Raw genomic sequence first — 20,963 nt, 5'->3', positions numbered from 1 at the left:
CGCGTCCTTAGTGATCGTGGCTTGCGCCAGACTTTTCGATGTCTTGGCGTATCAGGAAACTTTGCTCGGCCACGTAGTTCGTGCCGGGCTTGAGTCCGCTAGTCACTTCGGCGTATTCACCATCACGCTCGCCAAGTTCGAGCATTCGGACTTCGTATGTCTCGCCAACCTGTGCGAAAACCACGGTGAAGTCGCGGAATCGCTGCAACCCGGACTCTTTTACCGCCAGCGGTACGTTGCGCGTGCCTACTGTGACCTCGGCCGCCACGGTCATGCCGGGGCGCCAGCGCCCCTCCGGGTTCGGGATGCTGACGCGGGCAATGACGCTCTGGCCGCTGCCAGCCACCGGCAACAATCGCTGGATCTTTCCGCTGGCTTCGGTCTTCCCGGTGGCTGACCGGATTCGTACCGGCTGCCCTGGCTGTAGGGCTTCGGCATCGGTGCCGATGGCGCGCAGGTCGATCCATACGTAGGACGGGTCAGCCAGCTCGAACAGCGCACCTGCTTCGGCCACATCACCGACGTTCGTGTTGCGTGCGAGTACCACGCCGTCGAATGGTGCGGTAATCGGGTAGGTGCGCATGCTGTCGTTGCCCTCAACGATGGCCAGTGTCTGGCCGCGGCGGACTCGTTCGCCCTGCTGCACGTTCACTGATCGCACGATGCCAGGAAAGCGTGCGCGAACCGCTGCGTGTCTGTCGGCATCCAGAACAACGGTTCCCATCAGCCGCACAACGTCTCGGATGACCGCCGGCCCCGCTGATTCGGTTTTGATGCCGGCATCCTTGGCGATACCAGCCGGAATGCTTACGCGGCCCTCATAGGATTCATAAGACCAAGTGGACCTCTTTCCGGCGTGTTCGGCGGACACGGCGACATCGAAAGAATGCGGCTCGGTCACTTCACCGCTGCCGACCAGATAGTTGCCTTCTGGCCTGAACGTGAATTGGTTGACCTCGCCATCCAAACGGGAGAGCTTGATCGTTGCGGCAACATCAGCGGGGGCGACTGGCTTGCCGTCACGATAGGCGTAGAGCCTGTAATGTGGGGGGGCGTTGGTTTCGTAGATGGTGACTTCCAAAGCGAAGTCTCCATCGCGGAGTAGCCGGCCATTGTTTGGGCCGCGCTCATAGCTTCCGCTGGCTTGGGCGCTGGCCGCCTCTTTGGGCTTGTCGCCGCCAGGGCTGCATGCAGCGGCAAACACACAAAGTAGCAACAGGGAAAGAATGCGAATCATGGTGCGGTGTCCTCAACGGTGGCGGTGAGGCGTTCCACCTCGACCAGCAGAAGGTGATAGCGAGTGGCGGCTTCCACAGCGCGCGCGCGCAGATCGAATAGCGTTCGCTGCGCTTGAGCCAACGACAAATAGGAGAATCGGCCCTGCTCGAAACCGCGACGAGTCGTTGCCAAAGCGCTTTCAGCCATAGGCAGCATTCGTGCGCGTAGCGAGTCAGCCTCTGTCCGTGCGTGCGTGAGTTCCTGATATTTGTCGAACAGCGCCTGGTGGCGCTCGAAGCGCTCGGCGTCACGCCGCGCTTCAAGCGCAGCAAGCTCCGCATTGGCCTGGGACACCGCGTATCCAGAGCGCGTCGGGCTGCCCAGCGGCACCGAGATCGACATCACTACGCCGTGATCCTTGTAGTCTTCCAAACGCCGCACGCCCAAGCTGACGTCGATGTTGGGTTTGGCTTCGGCCTCCGCGAGCCGGCGGCGGGCGCCGATGGTGTCGGCCTGCAAACGCGAAGCCCACAGTTCCGGCGTCATGGGCAAACGGGCAGCCAGCGTCTCGAATGGCGCCACGGTCGGCAAGGTTTGGAGGTCACCGACGACCTCGCCGAAGTCGGGGATCGTTGCCCCCCAGCTCGCGGCCAAAGTCATCTTGGCGCTTGCCAATTCGTGTTCAGCACTCTCACGATTCAGTTGGGCCTCCGCGACCGCAATTTCGGCGGCCTGCAAATCTGAATCAGGATTGCGTGCGGCTTTGACCCATGCGGCGACCTCTTGCCGCGTGCGCTCCGCTTGCTTGATGCGTTCCTCGGCATAGGTCAATCGCTGTTGCCTGGCGAGCACTTCAATGAAGCGGGCCGTAGTTGAACTAGCCAAGTCAATCCGTGTTTTGGTGGCTTGGTGCTCTTGTTCTCTCAGCTCGGCTTGTCCCAGCGTTTGGCGAGCCTCGCGCTTGCCGCCGAGTTCTATGACCCGACCGATGCGCAATGTCGTTTCGGCCGAGCGGATACCTCGCAGGTTGCCGTTCCCAGCGACGTTCTCAACCTCGCCGCCAATGGTGTAAGGCGGTGGCAGGGCTTCGCGCTGTGTGCGCGCTCGAACGGCCTGGAGCTGCGCCGTTTCGGCGGCGATGGATGGGTGGGCGGCCAGTGCGCGGGAGACAGCCTCCTCCAATCGCAGGGGTTCGGCGGCCAGGGCGGTGGATGTACCGCAGGCTCCGACAAACACCAAGGCTACTAAGCGGATCAAATTCATGAAAATCCTCACGACGACGACAGGTGGCGAGCAAACGATTCCGCGTCACGGCTGCTCGCACACGCCTTAGTGGAATCGTCATAAACCGATCATCAATCGGTTTTTCAGGCAAAAAAACACAGCACGCGCGCATATGGACTTACCTCGTCATCACAGTGATGAGAGATTCGGTCACGGAATGCAGCCAGCCGGTAGATAGGCTGCAAAACGCCAGAACAAGAATGCCTAGCATCGGCCCCAGGTATGAGACAGACGTGTGCTTGGACGACAGCAACGCCTCGACACGCTCAGGGACGAAATCGGAAAAGAACGCCATAGCCAACGGCATCTGTTCCTTGGCGTGTTGCCGAAATATCTTTTCTACTGCAACGATGGTTTCGGCTACGGCGACAGGGCATCCCACTTCGTTTGCAGCAGCGAAATCACAACGCTGTTCCAAGGCGAGTTCCAGATCGCGCAACAGCCGGCGACGAGTGCCCGGCAACTGGATGCTCGACAACACGACAGCGATCAGGCGATGCAGCACATCTCGATTGGCGATATGAGCCTGTTCGTGCGCCAGCACCACGCGCAATTGCGTTGGGTCGAGTCGCCGCATCAACGAGGTTGAAAGCAGGATGTGGCCATTCCCGACGCCACAGGCCAGCGCCATAGGCTGATCGACATCAAGCACGCGAAGTTTGTCTGGATACCCCGGACGCCAGCTCAGGCGCACCATCGAGGCAAGGGTTCGACGAGCACGCCAAAGGCCCACTACGGCCCGTAATGCCAGCCAAACCGCGTATCCCGCCAACAATGCCAATGCTCCCCATAGCCAGGCACTTTGCCCATTGCCGCTCGGGTGCCAAACGCACAGGTGCAGGAGCGTGTCAGCGTGCGCAGAGCAGGCAGCGGCAAATCTGGCCGAATCATCAAACATCGACGGCATGGCGATAGTCATGGCCGTATAGGCAATACCCGCCAATGCGGGTGTTACCAGCATCCACCAAGACACTCTTGCTCGCTGATAGGGGCTCTTTCCTGACAGCGCACGGCGTAATGGGCGCTCGCAGGTTCCAATCAGCAGGGTAAGCGTTACTGCCAGCACGAAGCCGGATAGCAATGCGAACTGAAGTAGTGGGCCATAACTCATCATTACGGCTGATCCAATTCAGCGCGACGACGGGCAATCAACTCCTCCAGCCTCTTGAGCTGGTCATCATCCGCCCTTGCAGCAAGATCGACAAAGGCACTCAACAACGCATCCGGCTGCGGGCCTGCGACACGACGCACCGTGGACTCGACCAGCTTCTGGATCAGTTCCCGGCGAGATACTCGTGCCGAGTATTCGTAGGCATGGCTGATCTTTTCGCGCTGGAGCATGGCCTTGCGAAACAGACGTTCCAGCGTGGATTGCACTGTGTTCAAGGAAATCGAGCGAGACTTCCCAATGCGCGCGTACACCGCCTTGGTGTCGGACGGGCCGAAGCGCCAGATGTCTTCGAGCACGGCGATTTCGAGATCGCCAAGTGTTGGTACGCTGTGGTTGGTCAATGTTGTCGGCTCCGAGCTTTGACTCGAACTCAAGAGTATCCACCACGAAAAACCGACCGTCAATCGGTTTATTGTGCAACCCCCATGCCGGGCACTGCTATCGCGGGAAGTTAACCGACGGCAGGCCCACGTTGCCGTCCTATCTCCCAGGACACGCCGCCGCCGCGCACCGTAGCGGCAAGCTGCTGGCCCAGCCGCTGCTCGACCACCGGCCTCCACGGCACAAGGCTGAACCCCATGCCGTCATCGAGCATCGCGTAGCGCCCACTGGCGAGCATGACGCTACGCCGGTAGATACCCGCCACGCGCTGCCCGTCGGCCACCGGGCGATGCTCCAAGCCGGTATCGGCGGTGATGTCCTTAGCGGCCTGCGCCAGCTCCCGATTGCGCAGCGTGCCCAGCAGATTACGCGCCAGGATCACCCGCTGGCCGCGTCGCTCGGCCAGCCCTTGTTCGGCCAGGAAGTCGGCGCGCTGCTGCATCGCCTGCTTGGCCTCGCCACCAAAGCCCAGTTCGCCCAGGCCGGTGCCGCCGCCGATCAACTGCTGGTCGAGCCACGTGGCGCCGATCACGCGGGCCTGTCGCTCGATGGGTAGGTGCGATTTCAGTTCCACGGCCACGCCGCCTAGGCGTTGCGCGTCGTACTGACGGCCCTGCTCGGGCAGGTTGTCCGGCACCTTCCATAGACCTTCGGCGACACGTTCCACGATGCCGGCTCGGCGCAGGGCTTCGAGCCGGCGGACATGGGCGGCGACGACTTCCTGCGGATCGCGGCCCGGCACGGCCTGACTCTGCGCGATGGCGAGGTGGTGGTCGGTGAGGTACAGGCCATCGCTCGCCAGCGCGGCGATGTTGCGGTCGGCCGCACGCACGTCGGCCGATCCCTTCACCTCCACCACGGCGCCGGTCGGATAGTTCGCCAGTTCGTCGCGGGCGTTGAGCGCAACATAGTGGGCCTTGCCGTCCACCCCGTCGATGACCAGATAACCCCGGTCGCGCAGCTCGTCGGCCAGCCCCTTCGCGGCCACGCGGCCGAGGATGGTTCGGCCATCGTCGCCCGGGTCGAACACCGCCAGTTCGCGCGGCTCGCCGCGCATGGCCCGCTGCATGGTGCGGATGATGTCGCCACGCTCGCCCAGGGCGCGTAGCGTCTTTTCGGCATCGGTATGGACGGCCCAGGTGCCCGGCTGCATCTCGTCGGCCAGGCCCAGGCGCTGCAAGCGTTGCAGGCGGCCGATCAGCAGCAGGCGCTGGCGTTGCAATCTCGGCTCGTTGAGGCGTTCGACATGCACCAAGCCATCGTCGCCCAACTCGCGTTTGAGCGTGCGATCCAAGCTCGTCCATCGCTCTTGTTCCACCTCGCGTTGCAAGGTCTGCTGGATCTCCAGCTCGGTGCGCGGCCCCAGCCATTCGGTCGCCAGTTCGGCGGCGCGATGGCGGAAACCATCGGCGATGTAGTCGCCCGCGATGATGAGGTCTTTGCCGGTGTCGTCGCGTCCGCGCACGACGATGTGCGTGTGCGGGTTGTCGGTGTTCCAGTGGTTGACGGCCACCCAATCGAGGCCCGTGCCCAGGTCGGCCTCCATGCGGCCCATGAGGTGCCGCGTGTAGGTGCGCAGGTCTTCCAACTCGGCGCCGTCCTCCGGCGAGAGGATGAAGCGGAAATGGTGCCGGTCGTCGGCACAGCGTTCCTTGAAGGCGTCGAGGTCGGCGGCATCGGTCTGCGGCCCGTAGGCTTGGCCTGGCTCGCCATCGCGGCCCACGCCATCGCGCTCGATGTAGCGCAGGTGCTTGGCGAGCGATTGCGGGCTGGCCTGGCGCTGATTGACCAACAGCGTCTTGATGGTCACGCGCCGCGACATGGGCGTCAGCTTCGCCCCGGCGAAGCGCGCCGCCGTGTGGCCGCGCCCCAGACGCGAGCCGGGCCGATGCCCGGTTCCTGCGCCCTTGCCAGCTCCCCCAGGACGACGCACCGACGACTTGCCGCTACTGGCCTTGCCCGCCTGCTTGAGCACCTTGGAGACGAAGCCCTGGCCCTGGTTCTTCGGGGCGCTGGGGCGGATGCGGAAATCATCGTCGCGGCGGTCGGTCATGGCTGCGCCCCCTGCAAGCTCTGGCATGTCCGGTCGTGCGAAGCACGCGGACATGCCTGCATTGGCGTGGGCCTCGCGCCCCAAGCGGCACGGCGGCGAAGCCGCTCCGTGCCGCGCCAACCCCATGTGCAGACAGGCTTTCGACGCGGCCCGGTGCCGCGTCCTTTTGTCTTGCCTTCCGCCTTTGCCCCTCGCTGTCGCTCCGGGCAGCGGCGGCCCGGCGGCGCTGCTGCGCGAGCAGCCAGCGCGCCGGCGAACGCGGACACGGCCGCAGGCCGGGCGCGTTCGAGGCAAGACGCCTGCACGTTGGACGGCTGCGCCGAAGGCAGCGCGAAGTGCGGTGCGAATGCACCCGCACTGCACGCGCGACGACACGGCGACGAACAGCAGAACGACACGCCCGATGGCACGATGAGATGCACGGCGGCGTGCAGCGAATCGACGGCCATCATGGGCGGGATTCCAGCCAGACCGGATGCGCGACGCCGATCACGGCGGATGTGCTGACCGGCCCGAAATACCGGCTGTCGAACGACGCCGGGTTGGTCACACTCAAGAGGAACAGTTCGCCGGGTTCGAGGCGACGGCATTGCTGCCGGGATGGCAGCGGCCGGCCCCAGCGGTCAGCAGGCAGCACGGCGGCCGAAGGCACGCCGTCGATGCGGACGATGCCGCCCGCGATGCACACTTCCTGCGGCGCGACGGCGCCCACACGCTTGAGCAGCGGCACGCGCGCCGGCAGGTAGCCGCGCTGCGCGGCCAGCGCAGCGGCATCTGGCGGCAGCGTGGTCAGGACGATGCTGCCCACGGACAAAGGACGTGGCAGCGAGCCGGTGCCGTTGCTCAGCGGATCGACGCGATACCAGCCGACCGCCACGCTGTCGGACGGGTTGTAGATCAGGCGCGGCAGTGGATGCACGAAGGACGCCCAGGCCAGCGCAGCGAGGCCGCAGGCGGACAGGCCCGCCAGCACGATGCGAGCGCGCAGGCGCGAGCGAGGACGCGGCGCGGTGCCGACAGTCGAAACGGCGTTCATGGCAGCGCCCTCCCGATGAGCCATGCGGCGTGCCGCTCGGCGGTGTATTCGGGCAGCGGCAGGCGTGCAGCGAGCCGGTTGGCGAGCGTGCGCCAGTACACGGGCGAGGCACCGATAGGCGCGATGCCCAGCGCCTCGATGGCGTCGATGCGCTCCAGCACGGCGCGCACCTGATTCTCGCCCTCGGCGTGCAGCAGCAGGCGTGCGCCCGGCTGCACGCCGGGAATGCGCTGCGCCGCATCGAACGGCGTGCAAGCCTGCATCACCATGAGCTGCCAGCGAATCGTGCCGTAGTCGTTGGCCTGCCAGCGGATGCGGCAGAACATGGCGCCCGGCTGGAACACCGCGCAGCGCCGCCAGCGGTCGAGCTGGTGCGTACGCGCGGGTTCGCCGAAGCGCAGGTAGAGCTTGAAGCGTGGTTCGGTGTAGGCCAGTGCCACGCGCGTCAACGGCGCGCTGGCAGGCTGGCCGGAAGGTGCTGCGAGCGCAGCCGTAGCCGCGCCAGCGGCAGGCGAAGCGGATGCGGTCATGGTGTGTTCTCCCTGCGATGCTCGGGAAACTCACGCTCCAGCAGGCCGCGCAGCAGATCGGCCACGGTCACGCCCTGCGTGAAGGCCGACACCTTGATGCGCGCGCGCAGCGCGGGCGTGATGTCGAGGGTCAGGCGAGCGGTGTAGAGGTCGCCCTTGCCCAGCGCATCGGCGTCGCCTTGGCGAATCCACGCCTCGGCGTGCGGATTCGCGGGCGGACGCGCGCCGATGCCGACGCGCTTTGCGCGTATCGGTGGCTTCGCTGTCATGTCGGCCACCGCAGCAGTTCGTCCACCAGTGCGGTGATTTCGCGGGCGGCGGCGCTGTCCGGCGCCGTCTCGCGTGCAAGCCGGCCAGCGGCCACGCTGTCGGCGAACACGATGCGCTGATGCACTTCCGCGCGCAGCGCAGGAAGCGGCTGGTCGGCGAGCGCCTGGCGCGCTTCGCGCCCGATCACGGTGGTACTGACGCGCCGATTGATGACGAAGGCCGCGCGCAGCGCAGGCCGAAACACCTGGGCCTCGCGGATCAGCGCCACCATCTCGGCGCTGGCCCACAGGTCGTAGGGGCTGGGCTGCACGGGGATCAGCACGCGCTCGGCCGCCAGCAGCGCGGAGCGCGCCAGTGCCGCGATGCGCGGCGGGCCGTCGATGATGACGTGATCGGTTCGCCTGGCGAGTTCTGGCGCCTCTTGGTGCAGCGTTTCGCGTGCGAGGCCCACGGCGCTGAAAAGCCTTGGCAAGCCTTGCTGGCTTCTGCGCTGTGTCCAGTCCAGCGACGAACCCTGCGGGTCGGCGTCCAGCAGGACGACGTGCTGGCCGCGCATCGCAAGCTCGCCGGCGATATGCGTGGCGAGCGTGGTCTTGCCCACGCCGCCTTTCTGGTTGAGCAGAGCGACGATCATGACGCGGCCCTCCGTGTTGGAGAGCCGGGCTTTTGCTGCTGCGCTTGTGGCCGCGTGGTGGTTGTCCACCGCAGCGGCGTTTCCCTACTAAAAGTTAGAGAAATTAAGTTAGGGAAGTTAGAGGGCGCGCAAACCCAATGCTGGCGCGGGTTTGCGGCCGATCGGCACGCCTGATAGCACGATAGTCCCACGCCTGATAGCACGATACCCCGCACGCCTGATAGCACGACACTGTTCACAGGTTTTCCCGGAGTTATCCCCGTGCCGTCTGCGGCACGGGCCGGAAGGTCAGCAGCTCCATGCCGTTGTCCGGCATCCGCTCGATGCCCAGGACGTAGCCGGGCAGCGACTGCCGCGCGACCAGCGCGCGCAGGTCGCAGGCGAAGTCGTAGGGCTTGGCGGTGCTGCCGGATTTCTGGTGCAGGTAGCGGAAGTCGAACTGCCAGCCGTGCTCCTGCCGCCCGCCATGCTTGCGCACCAGGCGGTACAGCCAGCGTTCGATGCCGCCGGTAAGCCGGAAGTACGCCGGGTCGATGGTCAGCACCAGGGCGGCGTCGAGCACGCCCGCATAGAACCAGTCCGGCAGGATCAGCTCGATGCCCAGCGGCGTGCCGCTGGCGTCGGCCAGTTCCTTCCACTCGTTGATCCAGGAGAAGCGGTGCAATCGCCGCCCGGTCGTCTCGCGGATGGACGTGGCTACCGTGGTCGATTGCAGGCGATCCAAGGCCGCCTTGAGGCGCTGGTAGTCGCGCAGCGACTTGCCGCGCCCGAAGAAGCGCAGGATCTCGTAGGGTGTGGCGTGCATCAGGCGCGAGGGCCGCAGGCCCGCGTCCTTCGCCTCCACGATCTGCGAGGCCGCCCAGATCAGCACGTCCGCGTCCCAGATCGTGGCGATGCCGTGCTCCTGCGTGCCTTCCACGCGAATCGTCACGTTGCCCGCACGGAAGTCGATGGGCTTGACCCGCTTGGACTTGGCGAGCGAAAAGAACGGATAGGCCATCAAATCCTGGCTGTCGCGCGGCGCCATGTCGCCGGGCAAGGCGCGGAACAGGTCGAGCTGTTCGCGCTCCTGCAACGGCCGCTGCCGGGACGGCAGCCCGGTGCTGGACATAGCGATGGCCTGCCGCGCGCCGCCGATCAGCGCGCACGGCTGTCGGCCGAGTGGTGCTCGGCGTATTCGGGATCGGAAGTCGTCTCGAAACTGCGGTCGGCAGCCCAGGCATCGAGGTCGGCCACGGCGTACATGACGCGACGGCCGAACTTGCGAAAGCGCGGGCCGCCGCCGATCACGCGCTGCTTTTCCAGCGTGCGCGGCGACAGGCGCAGGTACTCGGCGGCTTCGTCGTTGGTGAGATAGCGTTGTGGCTGCGCGGCAGCGGTCGAGACAGTGGCGGCAGGCCGCAAGGGAGCGGGACGCATGGTGTGAACCTCCATCGGTTGAAAGCGCCCGGCCACACAGCGCGACCGGATGGAGGCAGTCTCAAGAAGCGAGGGGTTTTAGATCAGGGCCGTTTTGCGTCCACATCAAAACGACCCTTCTCAAGCGGCGGAAGCTGTGCTAATCGGCGGTAGCCGCCGCGCATCAGCGCATCGCCGCGATGCACCAGGCGGCGCACCTTGGAGCGCAGCCCGCCATCGCTGTACCAATCGGCTGCGGCATCTACGCCGAACAGTCCTTCCGCGACTTCACGCAAGGACGCGCCCGCCAGGGCCGCGTCGAGCGCCTGCAAGGTGTGCAGTTCCAGCAGCGCGCCAGGCGTTGGCCTGGGCTTGGTATCGGCCAGGGCTGCGCCGGGCACCTGTCCGCGTGCAGGCGCGGCAGCGCCGCCGCGATAGGCATAGGCGACAGCCATGCCGTCCTCCAGGCCGGGCGCGAGCGCGAAGCGCAGGCAGTGGCCTGGGCTGCGCGCGATCAGCGCCAGCCCTTTGCCGTCATGCAACAGTTGCTTGTGGCCGGGGATGCGCCAGAACGCGAACGTCGCCGCGTCCAGCGGCGGATCGGCATCGGGGTAGAGCTGCACCACGGCGGCGTGGCCGGGCAGCCAGGCCGGATGCGCGTCGCGCGCATCCAAGGCCGGGTCTTCCAGCAGGCGCAAGCCCCAGCGATGCGCCGCTTGCGACCGGCGATGGTGGCGCAGCCAGTCGAGCCGATAGTCGGGATGCCGGCGCAGGAACTCCCAGGCGAGCGCAAGGCCGTCCAGATGCAGCACGTACAGATACGCGGCAGTCGGATACCAAGGCTCGGCGCTGTGATCGACCATGACGCCACCTCCCGCGAACAGGACTCGCCGCCACGGAAGGACTGCGCGCTACATCGCCATCGTCAAAAGGTCATGGGTCAAAAAGATGGATCGGGTTGTCAAGACCGATTGGCTCCGATGCGTTGCGGTATTCGTCTCAATGCTGCGGCGACAGCGCCCCGAGTTGGAGTGCTGCACAGGCCAGCCTGCCGCAGCCCGCGCCAGCCATCATGTCTATTTGGATCAGACTGGAGGGGCTACGCCGCAAGAATGCCGATTGAGACCTGCCCGGCATGACATCAGACTGAAAAAGTCACAGTAGGCTGTGTTCAGTCCGGGATGGCGCCGTCACGCTCGGCCGCGCGGGTGTACTCCGACAGCGTGCGCGTGGGACGGAAATAGAGGTCGCGCATCACGGGCTGCTGGCGCGGCCCAACGATGCCGGCCAGCTCGGACAGCTTGACGGTTCCCTGCGCCGGCATCCCGATTCCCAGGTCGATGAGTCCCCAGGCGGTGTCGCCATCGGCAGGATCGAGTGCGGCCAACAGCCAGGTCACATGCGCGTCCGGCGTGAACAGCCGTACCACGGGCACCGGGTCGATGACTTGGCCAGCAGCGCGGGCCTCGCCGTTGGCGAGCAGTTGCGCGCGCTCCGGGGCGGTGGCGAGTGGCTGGGGCATGGTCGGCAATCCCACAAATCCAATGATGCACGGATGCGGTTTCACGTTGAAGCGCAGAACCGCCAAACCGGATTTACGCCTTCGTGCGCAAGCACGGATGCGGTTCTATGGCTTTGCCGGAATCCGCCGATACGGATTTCCGTAAAGGCACAAAGACGTAGAACAACACCAAATGAACACTATAGATTGTAGCTCTATAGGGCGCAATGGGTTGTCATCTTGGTTTTGAGAGGAAACCATAGGTGGCGGCTGGGAACTCATTGGCGAAGGCGTTGAAGACAGTCAGGAAAGCGCGTGGCTTGAGCCAGGAAGCGTTCTCCGACGTGTCCAGCCGCACCTATATGAGTACCCTCGAACGCGACCTGAAAAGCCCCACCTTGAACAAGCTGGCCGAGCTGTGCGAGGTGATGGAGATCCACCCGCTCACGCTGCTGACGCTGGCCTACGCGGGCAATAGCCCGCACAAGGCCGACGAGCTGCTGGCGCAGGTGCGCCAAGAGCTGGAGGCGGTGTTGAGCGAACGCGACGCGGCGGAGCCGCGCGCGTGATGCGGTGATGTGCTGCTATTAGCAGCACAGCGCCCCGCCGCGATGGGCGGGGCGCTGCGGCGGTCACGCCGCCTGGGGCTTGCTGCGCGACCAGATCAGGTCGTGCGTGCCGTCCTCGCCTTCGATCAGGCGGGCATAGACCGCTGCCGGGAACGAAGGGTCATCGAGGGTCACGGACAGGTACTCGCGCCCAGCCTCGCTGGTCTTCTTCCACGCCGCGCCGATGTCGTGGCTGGCGGCCTGAACGCGGAAGTCCGGGGCTTTCTCGCTGTCCCCCTTGTCGTTGGGAACCAGCTTGACTTTGACGTTGAGCGTCAGGGTGCGAAGCGTGCCGGTGAAGCCGTCTTTGTCTGCGGTGAAGGTGCCGATGTTGGCCATGATGTTTCTCCTTTCGGTTGAACAAGGTTCGCGCCCATCGCGTCCTTGTTGTGATCCGGCCGGCGGGGGACGGGCTGGCTGCACCGCTTGCGGTCGCAACGCAGTGGAGAGCCGGGAGGCGAAAAGAATTTGCTGCGCGAGGAAGCCGCGTAGCGGCGGGGAAATTGTTTTCGCCGGACGGTTGCAGCCATAAGCCCGAGGCGCAGCCGCGCCACCGCCAGGATTCACAACGAGACAAGGACGCCTTGGGCCGAACCGCTCCGAAAGGAGATGGGGCCGACTCGGCACCCCCGCCCGAAGGCTTCTCCGGCTCGCCCGCTGATGCGGGCCAGGTCAACCATCCGACGACAGGCGAGAACGCCCCCGCCGCACCTTGCGGCGCCGCTCTTGAGGCGTGGCGTGGAAGCTCCATAGCGATGCCGGGCGGGTTGTCCGTGAACCGTCCTTCGTGACGTGATGGGCAGGAACCGCCAGCGTTGAGGACGGCACGCACCTGCACAACCTGTCGCAGCGAGCGCCAGCGTGTTCGCCAGCGCCCGTCCATCGCGGCGGGGCGCTGGCCGGGCCGATCCGGCGCAGCCGGTTCGGCCGCATCGAGGGGCGCCAAGCATCGCGCGGCGGGGATAGCCCGCAGGGCTTTCCCCTGGAGGCAAGCGAAGCGCGCAGCGCCGCAGGCGCGAAGGCGTGAGGGATTGAAGCCGAATGGCCGTGACGGCAAAGGCGGCACGGGGCGCAGCCCGAAAGCCCGGCGGCGCATCGCGCCAACACGCCCAGGCCGTTCTATATTTTCAGAAAGGAACCCAAGACAAGCCCATGACACTCCAGCTCCGACACGAAACCCCGGACGACATTGCTGCCATCGAGGCGGTCACGGTTTCCGCCTTTGCCGATGCGCCGCATACCAGCCACACCGAGCAATTCATCGTGCGGGCCTTGCGCGCTGCGAACGAACTGACGCTTTCCATCGTGGCCGAAGAACACGGGCAGGTTGTAGGCCACGTCGCGCTGTCGCCGGTGAAGATCACCGATGACAACGGGCGAAAGGCCGAAGGCTGGCACGGTTTGGGGCCTCTCTCCGTCCTGCCGCAAAGGCAGGGGCATGGCATCGGCTCGCGCCTGATGGAACAGGCGCTGTCCGAACTGCGAACTATGCGGGCCCCAGGCTGCGTGCTGCTGGGAGATCCCGCGTACTACGCGCGCTTTGGTTTTCAGGCCCACGCGAGCCTGCAACTGCCGGGCGTACCGCCCGGCTATTTCATGGCGCTGGCCCTGCATGGGCCAGTACCGGAAGGTATCGCGCACTATAGCGATGCCTTCACCGCCGCCGCCTGAGCCAGCGCGAAGGCGGCGGCGTTCTGATTCGGCTGTTGGCCTTCGACACCGGGCGCGGCCACTGCCGCGCCCGGTTTTGCTTTCCATTGCGCCCAGGACGGAACGGCCTGGGCGCGGTGCTAATCGGGTTATTCCTTCGTCTCGATGCGCCACCACACAAAGCGAAGCGCCCCGGTCAAGGCCGGGGCGCTTGCCTTCGGCGCGGGTCAAGCGGCCAGCGCCTCGGCGGGTTCATCCGCCATTGCCTCGGCTTCCTGCGGGGCGTCGTCCTGCTCCTGCGGTTCTTCCTGCGTGGCTTCCGGCGTTTCGGTCTTGAAGATGGCGGGCATCCAGCCCGTGCCATCCGCCAGCCGTTCGGCTTCGCTGGCAATGTCGGCCTTCTTCAACTTCGCCAGCCTAGTGACGTGCTCGGGCGCGTACTCGCCCACGGCTTGCAGGATCGCGGCCTTCGGAACGTGCTTGAAGTAGCCTTCTGCGGTCGGTTGCCACCATGCGGCCATGTCGAGGCCCACGGCCTGCGCCAGTTCCTCGCCGGGCCGGTGCGGCGTGGCGCGAGGCGTCACCACGTCCACCGTGGAAGCCACGCACACGGCAAGCAGCCGCACCAGTTCGTCTTGCGACTTCGCCAGCAGCACGGCGAACAGTTCGGCGCTGTCCTCCGGCAAGGCAACACCTGCCACCTGTTGCAGTTCGCGCAGCGCCACGGCGGCGGACGATTCCGGCCAGTCCGGGGCCATGCCTTCCAGCCGGTCTTGCACCGTGAGGCGCACGCCGAGCGGCAGTCCATCGCCGTAGGCGTCGGGCTGCAAGACCTTCTGCACCATGCCATGCACCAGCGCGGCCAGCGCGACCTGCGGATGCCGGGCGACTTCGATTTGCAGCGCCGCCGTGCGATGGGCACTCAACCGCTGCGCCAGCCGGTCGGACAGGCTCGCGGCCTTGGGTGCGTCGTCGGCGTCCTCGTGCTCGTCGTTGGCGGCTTCGCCTTCGGTGCTGCCGAAACCGCGCCGCAGCTTTTCCAGCGTGCGCAGCGCCTTGGCCTCGGCTTCGCGCAGCAAGCCGCGATGAATGACGGCCTCGCCGTTGCGGTCGATGGTGACGATGGCACCGGCCACCTCGCGCACCTCGGGGGCATAACCTTGCAAGGCGTCCTCCGCGTCTTGCAGTTCGCCGACCACCTGATCGCGCCGCTGTTCCAGTTTCTCGGCCTTGGCCTCGTCCTCGCTGCTTTCACCTTGGCAGGCTTCTTCCAGTTCGGCGTCGATCTTGTCGAGGCGGGTTTGCAGCGAGGCAATGCGGCGGGCCTCGCGGGTGGTCGGCTCGCGGCGCTGGCGCGGGGCGTTCTGGAAAGCCTGCCGTTCCTCGTAGGCCAGATGCGGCACGGCCTCCACCCATGCCCAGCCCTCGGCGCGCACGTCCTCGGCCAGCGTTGCCAGCTTGTCGCGCACCAGCGTTTCCAGCACTGCGGTATCGGTGAGGTAGGTTCCGGCATCGCCTTCCGCGAACAGGTCGCGGCGGATGCCGCCGCCTGCCTGCCGGTAGGCGTCCAGCCCGACGAAGCGCACCAGCGCGTGCGCGGCGTCGATTTCGCGCTCGGTCAGGCGCTCGCGCAGCTTGGACGGGCTGCGCTGCCATTCCGGCGCACCATAGAACGCGGCCTCCTGCGCGGCGTGGTCGTCGGTGATGGTCAAGGCCATCAACTGTTCCAGCGTCACGCCACCGGCCCGGTAGTCGGCCATGAGGCGCGGCGAGACGTTCGCCAGCTTCAAGCGGCGCTGCACCACCAGCGGGGACACGCCGAAATCGGCGGCAATGTCCTCGATGGGGCGTCCTTCCTTGACCAGCGCGGCGAAGGCCGCGAACTGGTCGGCGGGGTGCATGTTCTCGCGCTGCACGTTCTCGGCGAGGCTCACGGTACGGGCCGAAGCATCCGCCACTAGCAGGCACGGCACTTCGTAGTCGGCGGCGATGCGCTTCTTCCTTGCCAGCAGCTTCAAGGCGGTCAGGCGGCGGTCGCCTGCGACGACTTCGTATTGCTCGCCATCGGCGGCGAGGATGACGATCAGGTTTTGCAGCAGGCCGATGCGGGCAATGCTCGCGGCCAGTTCGGGAATGGACTGGCGCGGGGTCGTGCGGACGTTGCGCTTGGAACGGCGCGGCAGCAACTGCGACAGCGGAACCAAGATCAGGTTCTTGGTCGGGTCGGCCACTTCCAGTGGCGCGGCGGCTTCGATGGCGATGGCTTCGGTTTTGAGTACGGCGTTCATGGTGATAACTCCTTGCGGTTCAGGGATGCAGCAGCGAAGGAAGCGGCAAGGGCTGCTGCCTGCCCCTGCCGCGTGGGGATTCAGGCTTTCAACTGGCGCAGGCCATCGGCCAGCAGCCACAGGGCGCGATTCAGGCGCACGCTTTGGTCGATGCCCTGCACGGGCCGGGTGGTCTGACGGCGGCCATTCGCGGCGCGGGCGGACAGGCCGCCTTTGGTCAAGTTCTCCTGCGTGCGGTTGAACACGCTCCACAGGTCGCGGCGGTCGTCGTCATGGCGGCGCGGCATCAGGATTTGCGATTCCGTGATGGGCGCGGGCTTGTCCTCGTCGTACTTCAACGCCAGCGCAGCGCGGGCGAACACTTCCGATTCCCCGGCGTCCAGCGTGATGGCGCGCATGGCATCGCGCGATTCCTGCACCCGGTCGAAGCCGTGCAGGACTTCGTATGCGCCTTCGATGACGTGAGCGGCTACGTCGCCCTTGTGGGGTACGCGCACGTCGGCCACGGTGTCGCCGCAGACAAGGCCATTGCTGCAAACGAAGCGGAACATCCCGGCCAGCATCTGATAGCTGCTGGTGCCGTCATGGGAGTTCAGCAGGATGATTTCGTTGGCCTCGCGCCCGTTGATCTGGCTGGCGTGGCGCAGCCGGATCATGTGCTTGGTGTAGTCGCGGCGGTCGTCGTGGCGCACGCGGGTTTGCGTCACCATGAAAGGCTCGAAGCCTTCCCCGCGCAGTTCCTGCAGCACGGTGGCGGTGGGGATGTAGCTGTACCGCTCGGAGCGGCTTTCGTGCGGTGCCTTGGCGAAGATCGACGGGGCCACGGCCCGGATTTGGTCATCCGACAAGGGACGTTCCGAACGCAGCACCGGGGAGCGGGAAGCGAAGCGGGATGCGAGTTGCATGGCATTTCTCCTGACAAAGAAAAAAGGGTTTGCTGTTCACCGCACACCGGATTCCTAGATTCGGAAGCCCAGCCTTTCGGCTGTTCGGTGCGGTCGGCACGAGGAACCCGGTTGGCCCTGTTGCCACCGTCTTTCCTGAGTTCATCGCCCGCGACGGTCAGGAGCGCGCGGACGGGGGGCCGTCAAGGAGATAAGCGCAGGGTTGGTGCGGCCCGCAGGCGAAGCCGAGGACACGGCCCTGCGCGCCTTGACGGCACACGGCCGCGGGCTACAGTCGCGGTGAAGGTGATGAAGTCAGGGGAGACGGCTGGACATGGCAACGGCCCCTCAACACGCCGACCGCACGGCAAGCGAAGCGCGCAGGCCCGGATCTGGAAGCCGGGCCGGAGGCGTCAGCCGAGCGGAGCGAGGGAACGATGGAAGCCCGTCAGGGGCGAGACGCCGCAGGCGGCTCGATGCGCCACGCGCACGACAGCGTGACCGGCCATGTTTCTTGGCCGGGGACGCACAGCCTTCAATGCTTGATGCACAAGCTCATGCGCCAGTCATCGGGAAACAGGTTCGACAGCGACTACTGTGGTCAGGCCGATCCGGCGCAGCCGGTTCGGCGGTCTTTGAGGGGCGCCAAGCATCGCGCGGCGGGGATAGCCCGCAGGGCTTTCCCCTGGAGGCAAGCGCAGCGCGCAGCGCCCCGTCAGGGGTGCGAAGGCATCACGCCGAGTCGTCAGGGCGCAGGCTGGATTCCGAAACTGGCATCCAGGGCGATGACGAGTTCAGCAGGTAGCGCGCACCGCGCGCGTACAGGCCCGAAAGCGCGGTTGGCCGGTAGAACCCGGTAACGCGGCGCCGGAACTGTGCGCCAAATTCGTTGGTGTAGATCACCGCGTCGCCGATCTTGAAGCGCAAGGGCTGGCCGTTCTCCGGCGCGAACGGCTTGAGCGCATCGTGCTGCGCCGTGATTTCGATGATGTAGTCGTTATGGCTGCTCATGGCATTGATCTCCTGTGATGGTTGAGAAAGCACAAGGAGCGCCTTGCAGCGCTCCCAGGGCCGGGTCAGACAACGATCCGCCCGGCCAGCCGCGCATCGCGCGCATAGACGCTCAACCGCTTCTCGGCGCGGAAAGACAGGTCACGTTCGATCGGCAGGCCCAGCCCGCCGCGCACCGCCGCCAGCTCGTCCAGGCTGACCCAGCCGATTTCCGGCTCCCCCAGGCCCAGGTCGCAAAGACCAAAGGCGTGGTCGTGGTCGTCGGGATCAATCTCGGTCAGCAGCCAGGTCGCGCCAGCGTCCGGCGTGAACAGCTTGACCACGGGTGCCGGATCGAAGTCCGGGTTCTCCAAGGATTCGCGGCCGTTGGCCAGCAGCACGATGCGCTGCTCGTCGGTGATGAGTGCGTTGTTCATGGTGAACTCCTGGAAGGTTGCCGGGCGGAATTGCCCGACCCTTCCGGGGCACGGCGCAGCGCAAGCCGTCAGGGGTCAACGACGGCCGTCAGGACGCAAGCGCGCATGGCGCGCGCAGCCCTTGACGGCGAGAACGCCGTGGCACGATGAAGGGAACAGCAAGACCGCCCCCACTCACTCCGATTTTGGGCAAGCGAGCGCGCAGGCCCGGATCTAGCAATCCGGGCCGGAGGCGTTGGGGATGTGAAACGCTGACAGCCGCTAAACGCGCGTCCAGTCCCGGTGCAGGTCGTCCACGATCGCAGGGTGGCGATGCCCGCCGCGATCTGCGTGTTCGCGCAAGTGAGGATGATCTGACGGCAGATCAGGGTGATCGTGAGTGATGTCGGAAGAATCACTAGCGGGCCAGAGCCGCAACGCCAATCCCACTCCTACAAGACCGATCAGCGACATGACGATGAAGGTCGATTGCAGTCCAAAGGCAGCACCGAAGCGACCGGCCAAGGGGTAGCAGATGAGCCAGCACGCATGGGACAGGGCGAATTGCGCAGCAAAGACCGCAGGACGATCCTCGGGGTGAGCGGAGCGACGCAGCAACCGACCGGATGGCGTTTGCGCCACGCTGTAGCCAAAGCCGACCACCAGCCAGATCACCACTAGGACGGCATAGGTCGGAATCATCGCTCCGGCTGCTGTCCCCAACACCAGCATCGTTGCCCCCGCAATCATGGCTGGCCGATCAGCAATCTTGTCGAGCAAGCGAGGCAGCGCGAATGCCGCAATCATCGAGCCGCCTCCGAAGGCGGCCAGCGCCCACGCCACCTCGGATTCGCCCAGGCCGAAGCGCGCCTTGACGATAACCACCGTGTTGACGATCACCATTGATCCTGCTGCCGCCACGGCGAGGCTGATTGCCAGCAAACCTCGCAGGCGTGGCGTGGCGAGGTAAATGCGCGTGCCGCGCGTAGTGCGATCCCAGATGCCCCGGCGTGGGCCGGGTACGGTTGTGGGCAGCCCCACGCTGACCACGAGCGCGGCCGAGACGAGGAAGCCGAGAACCGTTCCCGCAAACAGATTGTGAAAGCTGATGACGGTCAGCAGCGCGGCGGCCAGCATTGGGGAAATCAGGCTTTCCAGATCGTAGGCCAGCCGGGAAAGAGACAGCGCCTTCGTGTATTCGTCTTCGTCGGGAAGGATGTCCGGGATGGTGGCTTGAAAGGTCGGCGTGAAGCCTGCGGACGCCGCCTGTAGCACGAAGATCAGCAGATAGATTTGCCAGATTTCGCTGACAAAGGGCAGGCAGAGCGCAACGGATGCTCGCACCAGGTCGAGGGCGACCAGCAACGACCGTCGCGGCAGCCGGTCGGCGAAAGCCTGCGCGACAGGTGCGACGCCGACATAGGCGAGCATCTTGATGGCCAGCGCCGTCCCGAGCACCGCGCCGGCATCCGCGCCGGCCAGATCGTAGGCAAGCAGGCCGAGCGCCACTGTCATCAGGCCGGTGCCGACGAGTGCGATCACCTGGGCGGAAAACAGGTGGCGATAGGTGCGGTTCTTCAGAACGGAGAGCATGGGATGGCCTCAGAGCAGTTTGGTCAGCGCCTTCATTTCGGCCAGAACGGAGTCCTCGTCATGGGACAGGCAGTGGTCGATGTGGTCGTGGATCAGGACGCGCTTTGCCGCCGTCACCGCGCTTTCCACCGCCGCGAGCTGGCGGGCGATGTCAAGGCAGGACTGACCACCTTCGATCATGCCGATGACGTGCCGAAGATGGCCCTCGGCGCGTTTGAGTCGCTTCACAAGGTCGGTGTGGGTTGAGTGCTTGTGCGTCGCTTTCATGCGGCAATTGTATCCCCCCAGGGGGGATATGACAAAATCGCCTTGCCGCCCTTCTGTCGGCCGCCGCAGGTGTGCTTTGTCAATCGGCACCGGATGCAGCAAAAAGGGGGCCGAAGCCCCCAAGGTCAAAGCAGGCCGCGTTCGGCGAATGACGTGGTACGGCTTCCAGCGACAATGATGTGATCCAGCGTGCGAACGTCCACCAGCGCCAGCGCCTGCCGAAGCTGCGAGGTCATCGCCTTATCGGCCGCGCTCGGCTCGGGGTTTCCGCTCGGATGGTTGTGCGAAACGATGACCGCCGCTGCATTGAGCCGCAGTGCCTGCTTCACCACCTCGCGCGGATGCACCTCGGCGGCGTCGATCGTGCCGTGGAACATCTCCACGTAGTCGATCAGCCGATGGCGCGTGTCGAGGAACAACACCGCGAAGACCTCGTGCTCGAAGCCGGCCAGCTTGGCGCGCAGGTAGTCCTTCACCGCCGCCGGCGAAGTGAACGCCTCGCCGCGCTGCATCTTCTGTTCGATGACCTGGCGCGCGGCTTCCAGAATCTGGTCGGCGTCCGCCGGCCGATAGCGCCCACGGCCATCGCGCACCATCAGCGGGGTATCGTGAGAGAGGGTCAGTTGCGACATGATCGTGCTCCGGTTGCTCGGGCGGAATTGCCCGGAACCGTGGCCAGCACGGCGCAGCGCAAGCAGTCAGGGGTCGCAGACGGCCGCCAGGACGCAAGCGCGCACAAGCGCGCGCCGCCCTTGACGGCGAGAACGCCGTGATACGGTGAAGGGAACAGC

At 65.8% G+C, this 20,963-nt stretch carries 23 protein-coding genes; 2 read left to right on the top strand and 21 right to left on the bottom strand.

The annotated features are described in order from the left end of the window. Nucleotides 1-7: 7 nt before the first annotated feature. The 13 genes from PM2_RS03755 to PM2_RS03695 all read right to left on the bottom strand — a co-directional run bounded on the left by PM2_RS03755 (nucleotide 8) and on the right by PM2_RS03695 (nucleotide 11,497). On the bottom strand, nucleotides 8-1,237 hold the full coding sequence (locus tag PM2_RS03755; RefSeq protein WP_003104017.1) for an efflux RND transporter periplasmic adaptor subunit: 1,230 nt from the start codon (nucleotides 1,235-1,237) through the stop codon (nucleotides 8-10). Continuing rightward, nucleotides 1,234-2,481, bottom strand: coding sequence for a TolC family protein (locus tag PM2_RS03750; RefSeq protein ID WP_010791843.1), 1,248 nt, complete (start codon nucleotides 2,479-2,481; stop codon nucleotides 1,234-1,236). The genes PM2_RS03755 and PM2_RS03750 overlap by 4 nt, the downstream gene beginning before the upstream one ends. 139 nt (nucleotides 2,482-2,620) lie before the next feature. Next, complete coding sequence (locus tag PM2_RS03745; RefSeq protein ID WP_020750593.1) at nucleotides 2,621-3,616, bottom strand: M56 family metallopeptidase; 996 nt, start codon at nucleotides 3,614-3,616, stop codon at nucleotides 2,621-2,623. Continuing rightward, on the bottom strand, nucleotides 3,616-4,014 hold the full coding sequence (locus PM2_RS03740) for a BlaI/MecI/CopY family transcriptional regulator (protein WP_003104024.1): 399 nt from the start codon (nucleotides 4,012-4,014) through the stop codon (nucleotides 3,616-3,618). The genes PM2_RS03745 and PM2_RS03740 overlap by 1 nt, the downstream gene beginning before the upstream one ends. Nucleotides 4,015-4,124: 110 nt before the next feature. Next, nucleotides 4,125-6,107, bottom strand: coding sequence for a relaxase/mobilization nuclease domain-containing protein (locus PM2_RS03735; RefSeq protein WP_003104027.1), 1,983 nt, complete (start codon nucleotides 6,105-6,107; stop codon nucleotides 4,125-4,127). Nucleotides 6,108-6,555: 448 nt separating this feature from the next. Next, nucleotides 6,556-7,143, bottom strand: coding sequence for a S26 family signal peptidase (locus PM2_RS03730; protein ID WP_003107118.1), 588 nt, complete (start codon nucleotides 7,141-7,143; stop codon nucleotides 6,556-6,558). Then, the gene (locus PM2_RS03725) at nucleotides 7,140-7,673 is read right to left on the bottom strand and encodes a DUF2840 domain-containing protein (protein WP_003107117.1); all 534 of its coding nucleotides are present in this window, start codon (nucleotides 7,671-7,673) and stop codon (nucleotides 7,140-7,142) included. The genes PM2_RS03730 and PM2_RS03725 overlap by 4 nt, the downstream gene beginning before the upstream one ends. Continuing rightward, complete coding sequence (locus tag PM2_RS03720; RefSeq protein WP_003107114.1) at nucleotides 7,670-7,942, bottom strand: hypothetical protein; 273 nt, start codon at nucleotides 7,940-7,942, stop codon at nucleotides 7,670-7,672. The genes PM2_RS03725 and PM2_RS03720 overlap by 4 nt, the downstream gene beginning before the upstream one ends. Next, nucleotides 7,939-8,577 carry a ParA family partition ATPase gene (parA, locus tag PM2_RS03715; protein WP_003107112.1) on the bottom strand — a complete coding sequence of 213 codons (639 nt, stop codon included), beginning with the start codon at nucleotides 8,575-8,577 and terminating at the stop codon, nucleotides 7,939-7,941. Before parA ends, PM2_RS03720 begins: the two co-directional genes overlap by 4 nt. Before the next feature lie 253 nt (nucleotides 8,578-8,830). Further along, a complete protein-coding gene (locus PM2_RS03710) occupies nucleotides 8,831-9,688 on the bottom strand; it encodes a replication initiator protein A (RefSeq protein ID WP_003107111.1) in 858 nt (285 codons plus the stop codon). Nucleotides 9,689-9,714: 26 nt separating this feature from the next. Then, a complete protein-coding gene (locus PM2_RS03705; protein WP_003107109.1) occupies nucleotides 9,715-9,996 on the bottom strand; it encodes a helix-turn-helix transcriptional regulator in 282 nt (93 codons plus the stop codon). A gap of 83 nt (nucleotides 9,997-10,079) precedes the next feature. Next, on the bottom strand, nucleotides 10,080-10,838 hold the full coding sequence (locus PM2_RS03700; protein ID WP_010791845.1) for a DUF2285 domain-containing protein: 759 nt from the start codon (nucleotides 10,836-10,838) through the stop codon (nucleotides 10,080-10,082). A 308-nt stretch (nucleotides 10,839-11,146) separates the two neighbouring features. Further along, the gene (locus PM2_RS03695; RefSeq protein WP_010791846.1) at nucleotides 11,147-11,497 is read right to left on the bottom strand and encodes a DUF2958 domain-containing protein; all 351 of its coding nucleotides are present in this window, start codon (nucleotides 11,495-11,497) and stop codon (nucleotides 11,147-11,149) included. 242 nt (nucleotides 11,498-11,739) lie between these two features. On the opposite strand from PM2_RS03695, the gene PM2_RS03690 reads away from it, so the two are divergent. Continuing rightward, nucleotides 11,740-12,045, top strand: coding sequence for a helix-turn-helix domain-containing protein (locus tag PM2_RS03690; RefSeq protein WP_010791847.1), 306 nt, complete (start codon nucleotides 11,740-11,742; stop codon nucleotides 12,043-12,045). A gap of 63 nt (nucleotides 12,046-12,108) precedes the next feature. Here the strand turns inward: PM2_RS03690 and PM2_RS03685 are convergent, their stop codons facing one another. Continuing rightward, entirely contained in the window at nucleotides 12,109-12,423 is a 315-nt protein-coding gene (locus PM2_RS03685; RefSeq protein WP_010791848.1) for a DUF736 domain-containing protein, read from the bottom strand. 813 nt (nucleotides 12,424-13,236) lie between these two features. On the opposite strand from PM2_RS03685, the gene PM2_RS03680 reads away from it, so the two are divergent. Then, nucleotides 13,237-13,755 carry a GNAT family N-acetyltransferase gene (locus PM2_RS03680; protein ID WP_003107955.1) on the top strand — a complete coding sequence of 173 codons (519 nt, stop codon included), beginning with the start codon at nucleotides 13,237-13,239 and terminating at the stop codon, nucleotides 13,753-13,755. Nucleotides 13,756-13,961: 206 nt separating this feature from the next. Here PM2_RS03680 and PM2_RS03675 read toward each other — a convergent pair whose 3' ends face one another. The 7 genes from PM2_RS03675 to radC form a co-directional block, all read right to left on the bottom strand. Next, nucleotides 13,962-16,022 carry a ParB/RepB/Spo0J family partition protein gene (locus PM2_RS03675; RefSeq protein WP_010791849.1) on the bottom strand — a complete coding sequence of 687 codons (2,061 nt, stop codon included), beginning with the start codon at nucleotides 16,020-16,022 and terminating at the stop codon, nucleotides 13,962-13,964. 80 nt (nucleotides 16,023-16,102) lie between these two features. After that, nucleotides 16,103-16,927 (bottom strand): DUF932 domain-containing protein, encoded by an 825-nt coding sequence (locus tag PM2_RS03670; RefSeq protein WP_003107836.1) that lies wholly within the window; start codon nucleotides 16,925-16,927, stop codon nucleotides 16,103-16,105. A 711-nt stretch (nucleotides 16,928-17,638) separates the two neighbouring features. Next, complete coding sequence (locus PM2_RS03665) at nucleotides 17,639-17,917, bottom strand: hypothetical protein (protein WP_003103165.1); 279 nt, start codon at nucleotides 17,915-17,917, stop codon at nucleotides 17,639-17,641. Nucleotides 17,918-17,982: 65 nt separating this feature from the next. Continuing rightward, a complete protein-coding gene (locus PM2_RS03660; protein WP_003103166.1) occupies nucleotides 17,983-18,333 on the bottom strand; it encodes a DUF2958 domain-containing protein in 351 nt (116 codons plus the stop codon). Nucleotides 18,334-18,594: 261 nt separating this feature from the next. Beyond that, nucleotides 18,595-19,905, bottom strand: a complete 1,311-nt coding sequence (locus PM2_RS03655; RefSeq protein WP_003103168.1) for an MFS transporter — start codon at nucleotides 19,903-19,905, stop codon at nucleotides 18,595-18,597. Nucleotides 19,906-19,914: 9 nt separating this feature from the next. Then, complete coding sequence (locus PM2_RS03650) at nucleotides 19,915-20,172, bottom strand: metal-sensing transcriptional repressor (protein ID WP_003103170.1); 258 nt, start codon at nucleotides 20,170-20,172, stop codon at nucleotides 19,915-19,917. A 125-nt stretch (nucleotides 20,173-20,297) separates the two neighbouring features. After that, the gene (gene radC / locus PM2_RS03645; protein WP_003103172.1) at nucleotides 20,298-20,804 is read right to left on the bottom strand and encodes a RadC family protein; all 507 of its coding nucleotides are present in this window, start codon (nucleotides 20,802-20,804) and stop codon (nucleotides 20,298-20,300) included. Nucleotides 20,805-20,963: the final 159 nt, after the last annotated feature.

Origin of the sequence: Pseudomonas monteilii NBRC 103158 = DSM 14164 (genome assembly GCF_000730605.1) — a bacterium.
GTDB classification, from domain to species: Bacteria; Pseudomonadota; Gammaproteobacteria; order Pseudomonadales; family Pseudomonadaceae; genus Aquipseudomonas; species Aquipseudomonas monteilii.
Note: the sequence above shows the minus strand (reverse complement) of the source record. Positions and strands in the feature narration are given on the sequence as shown.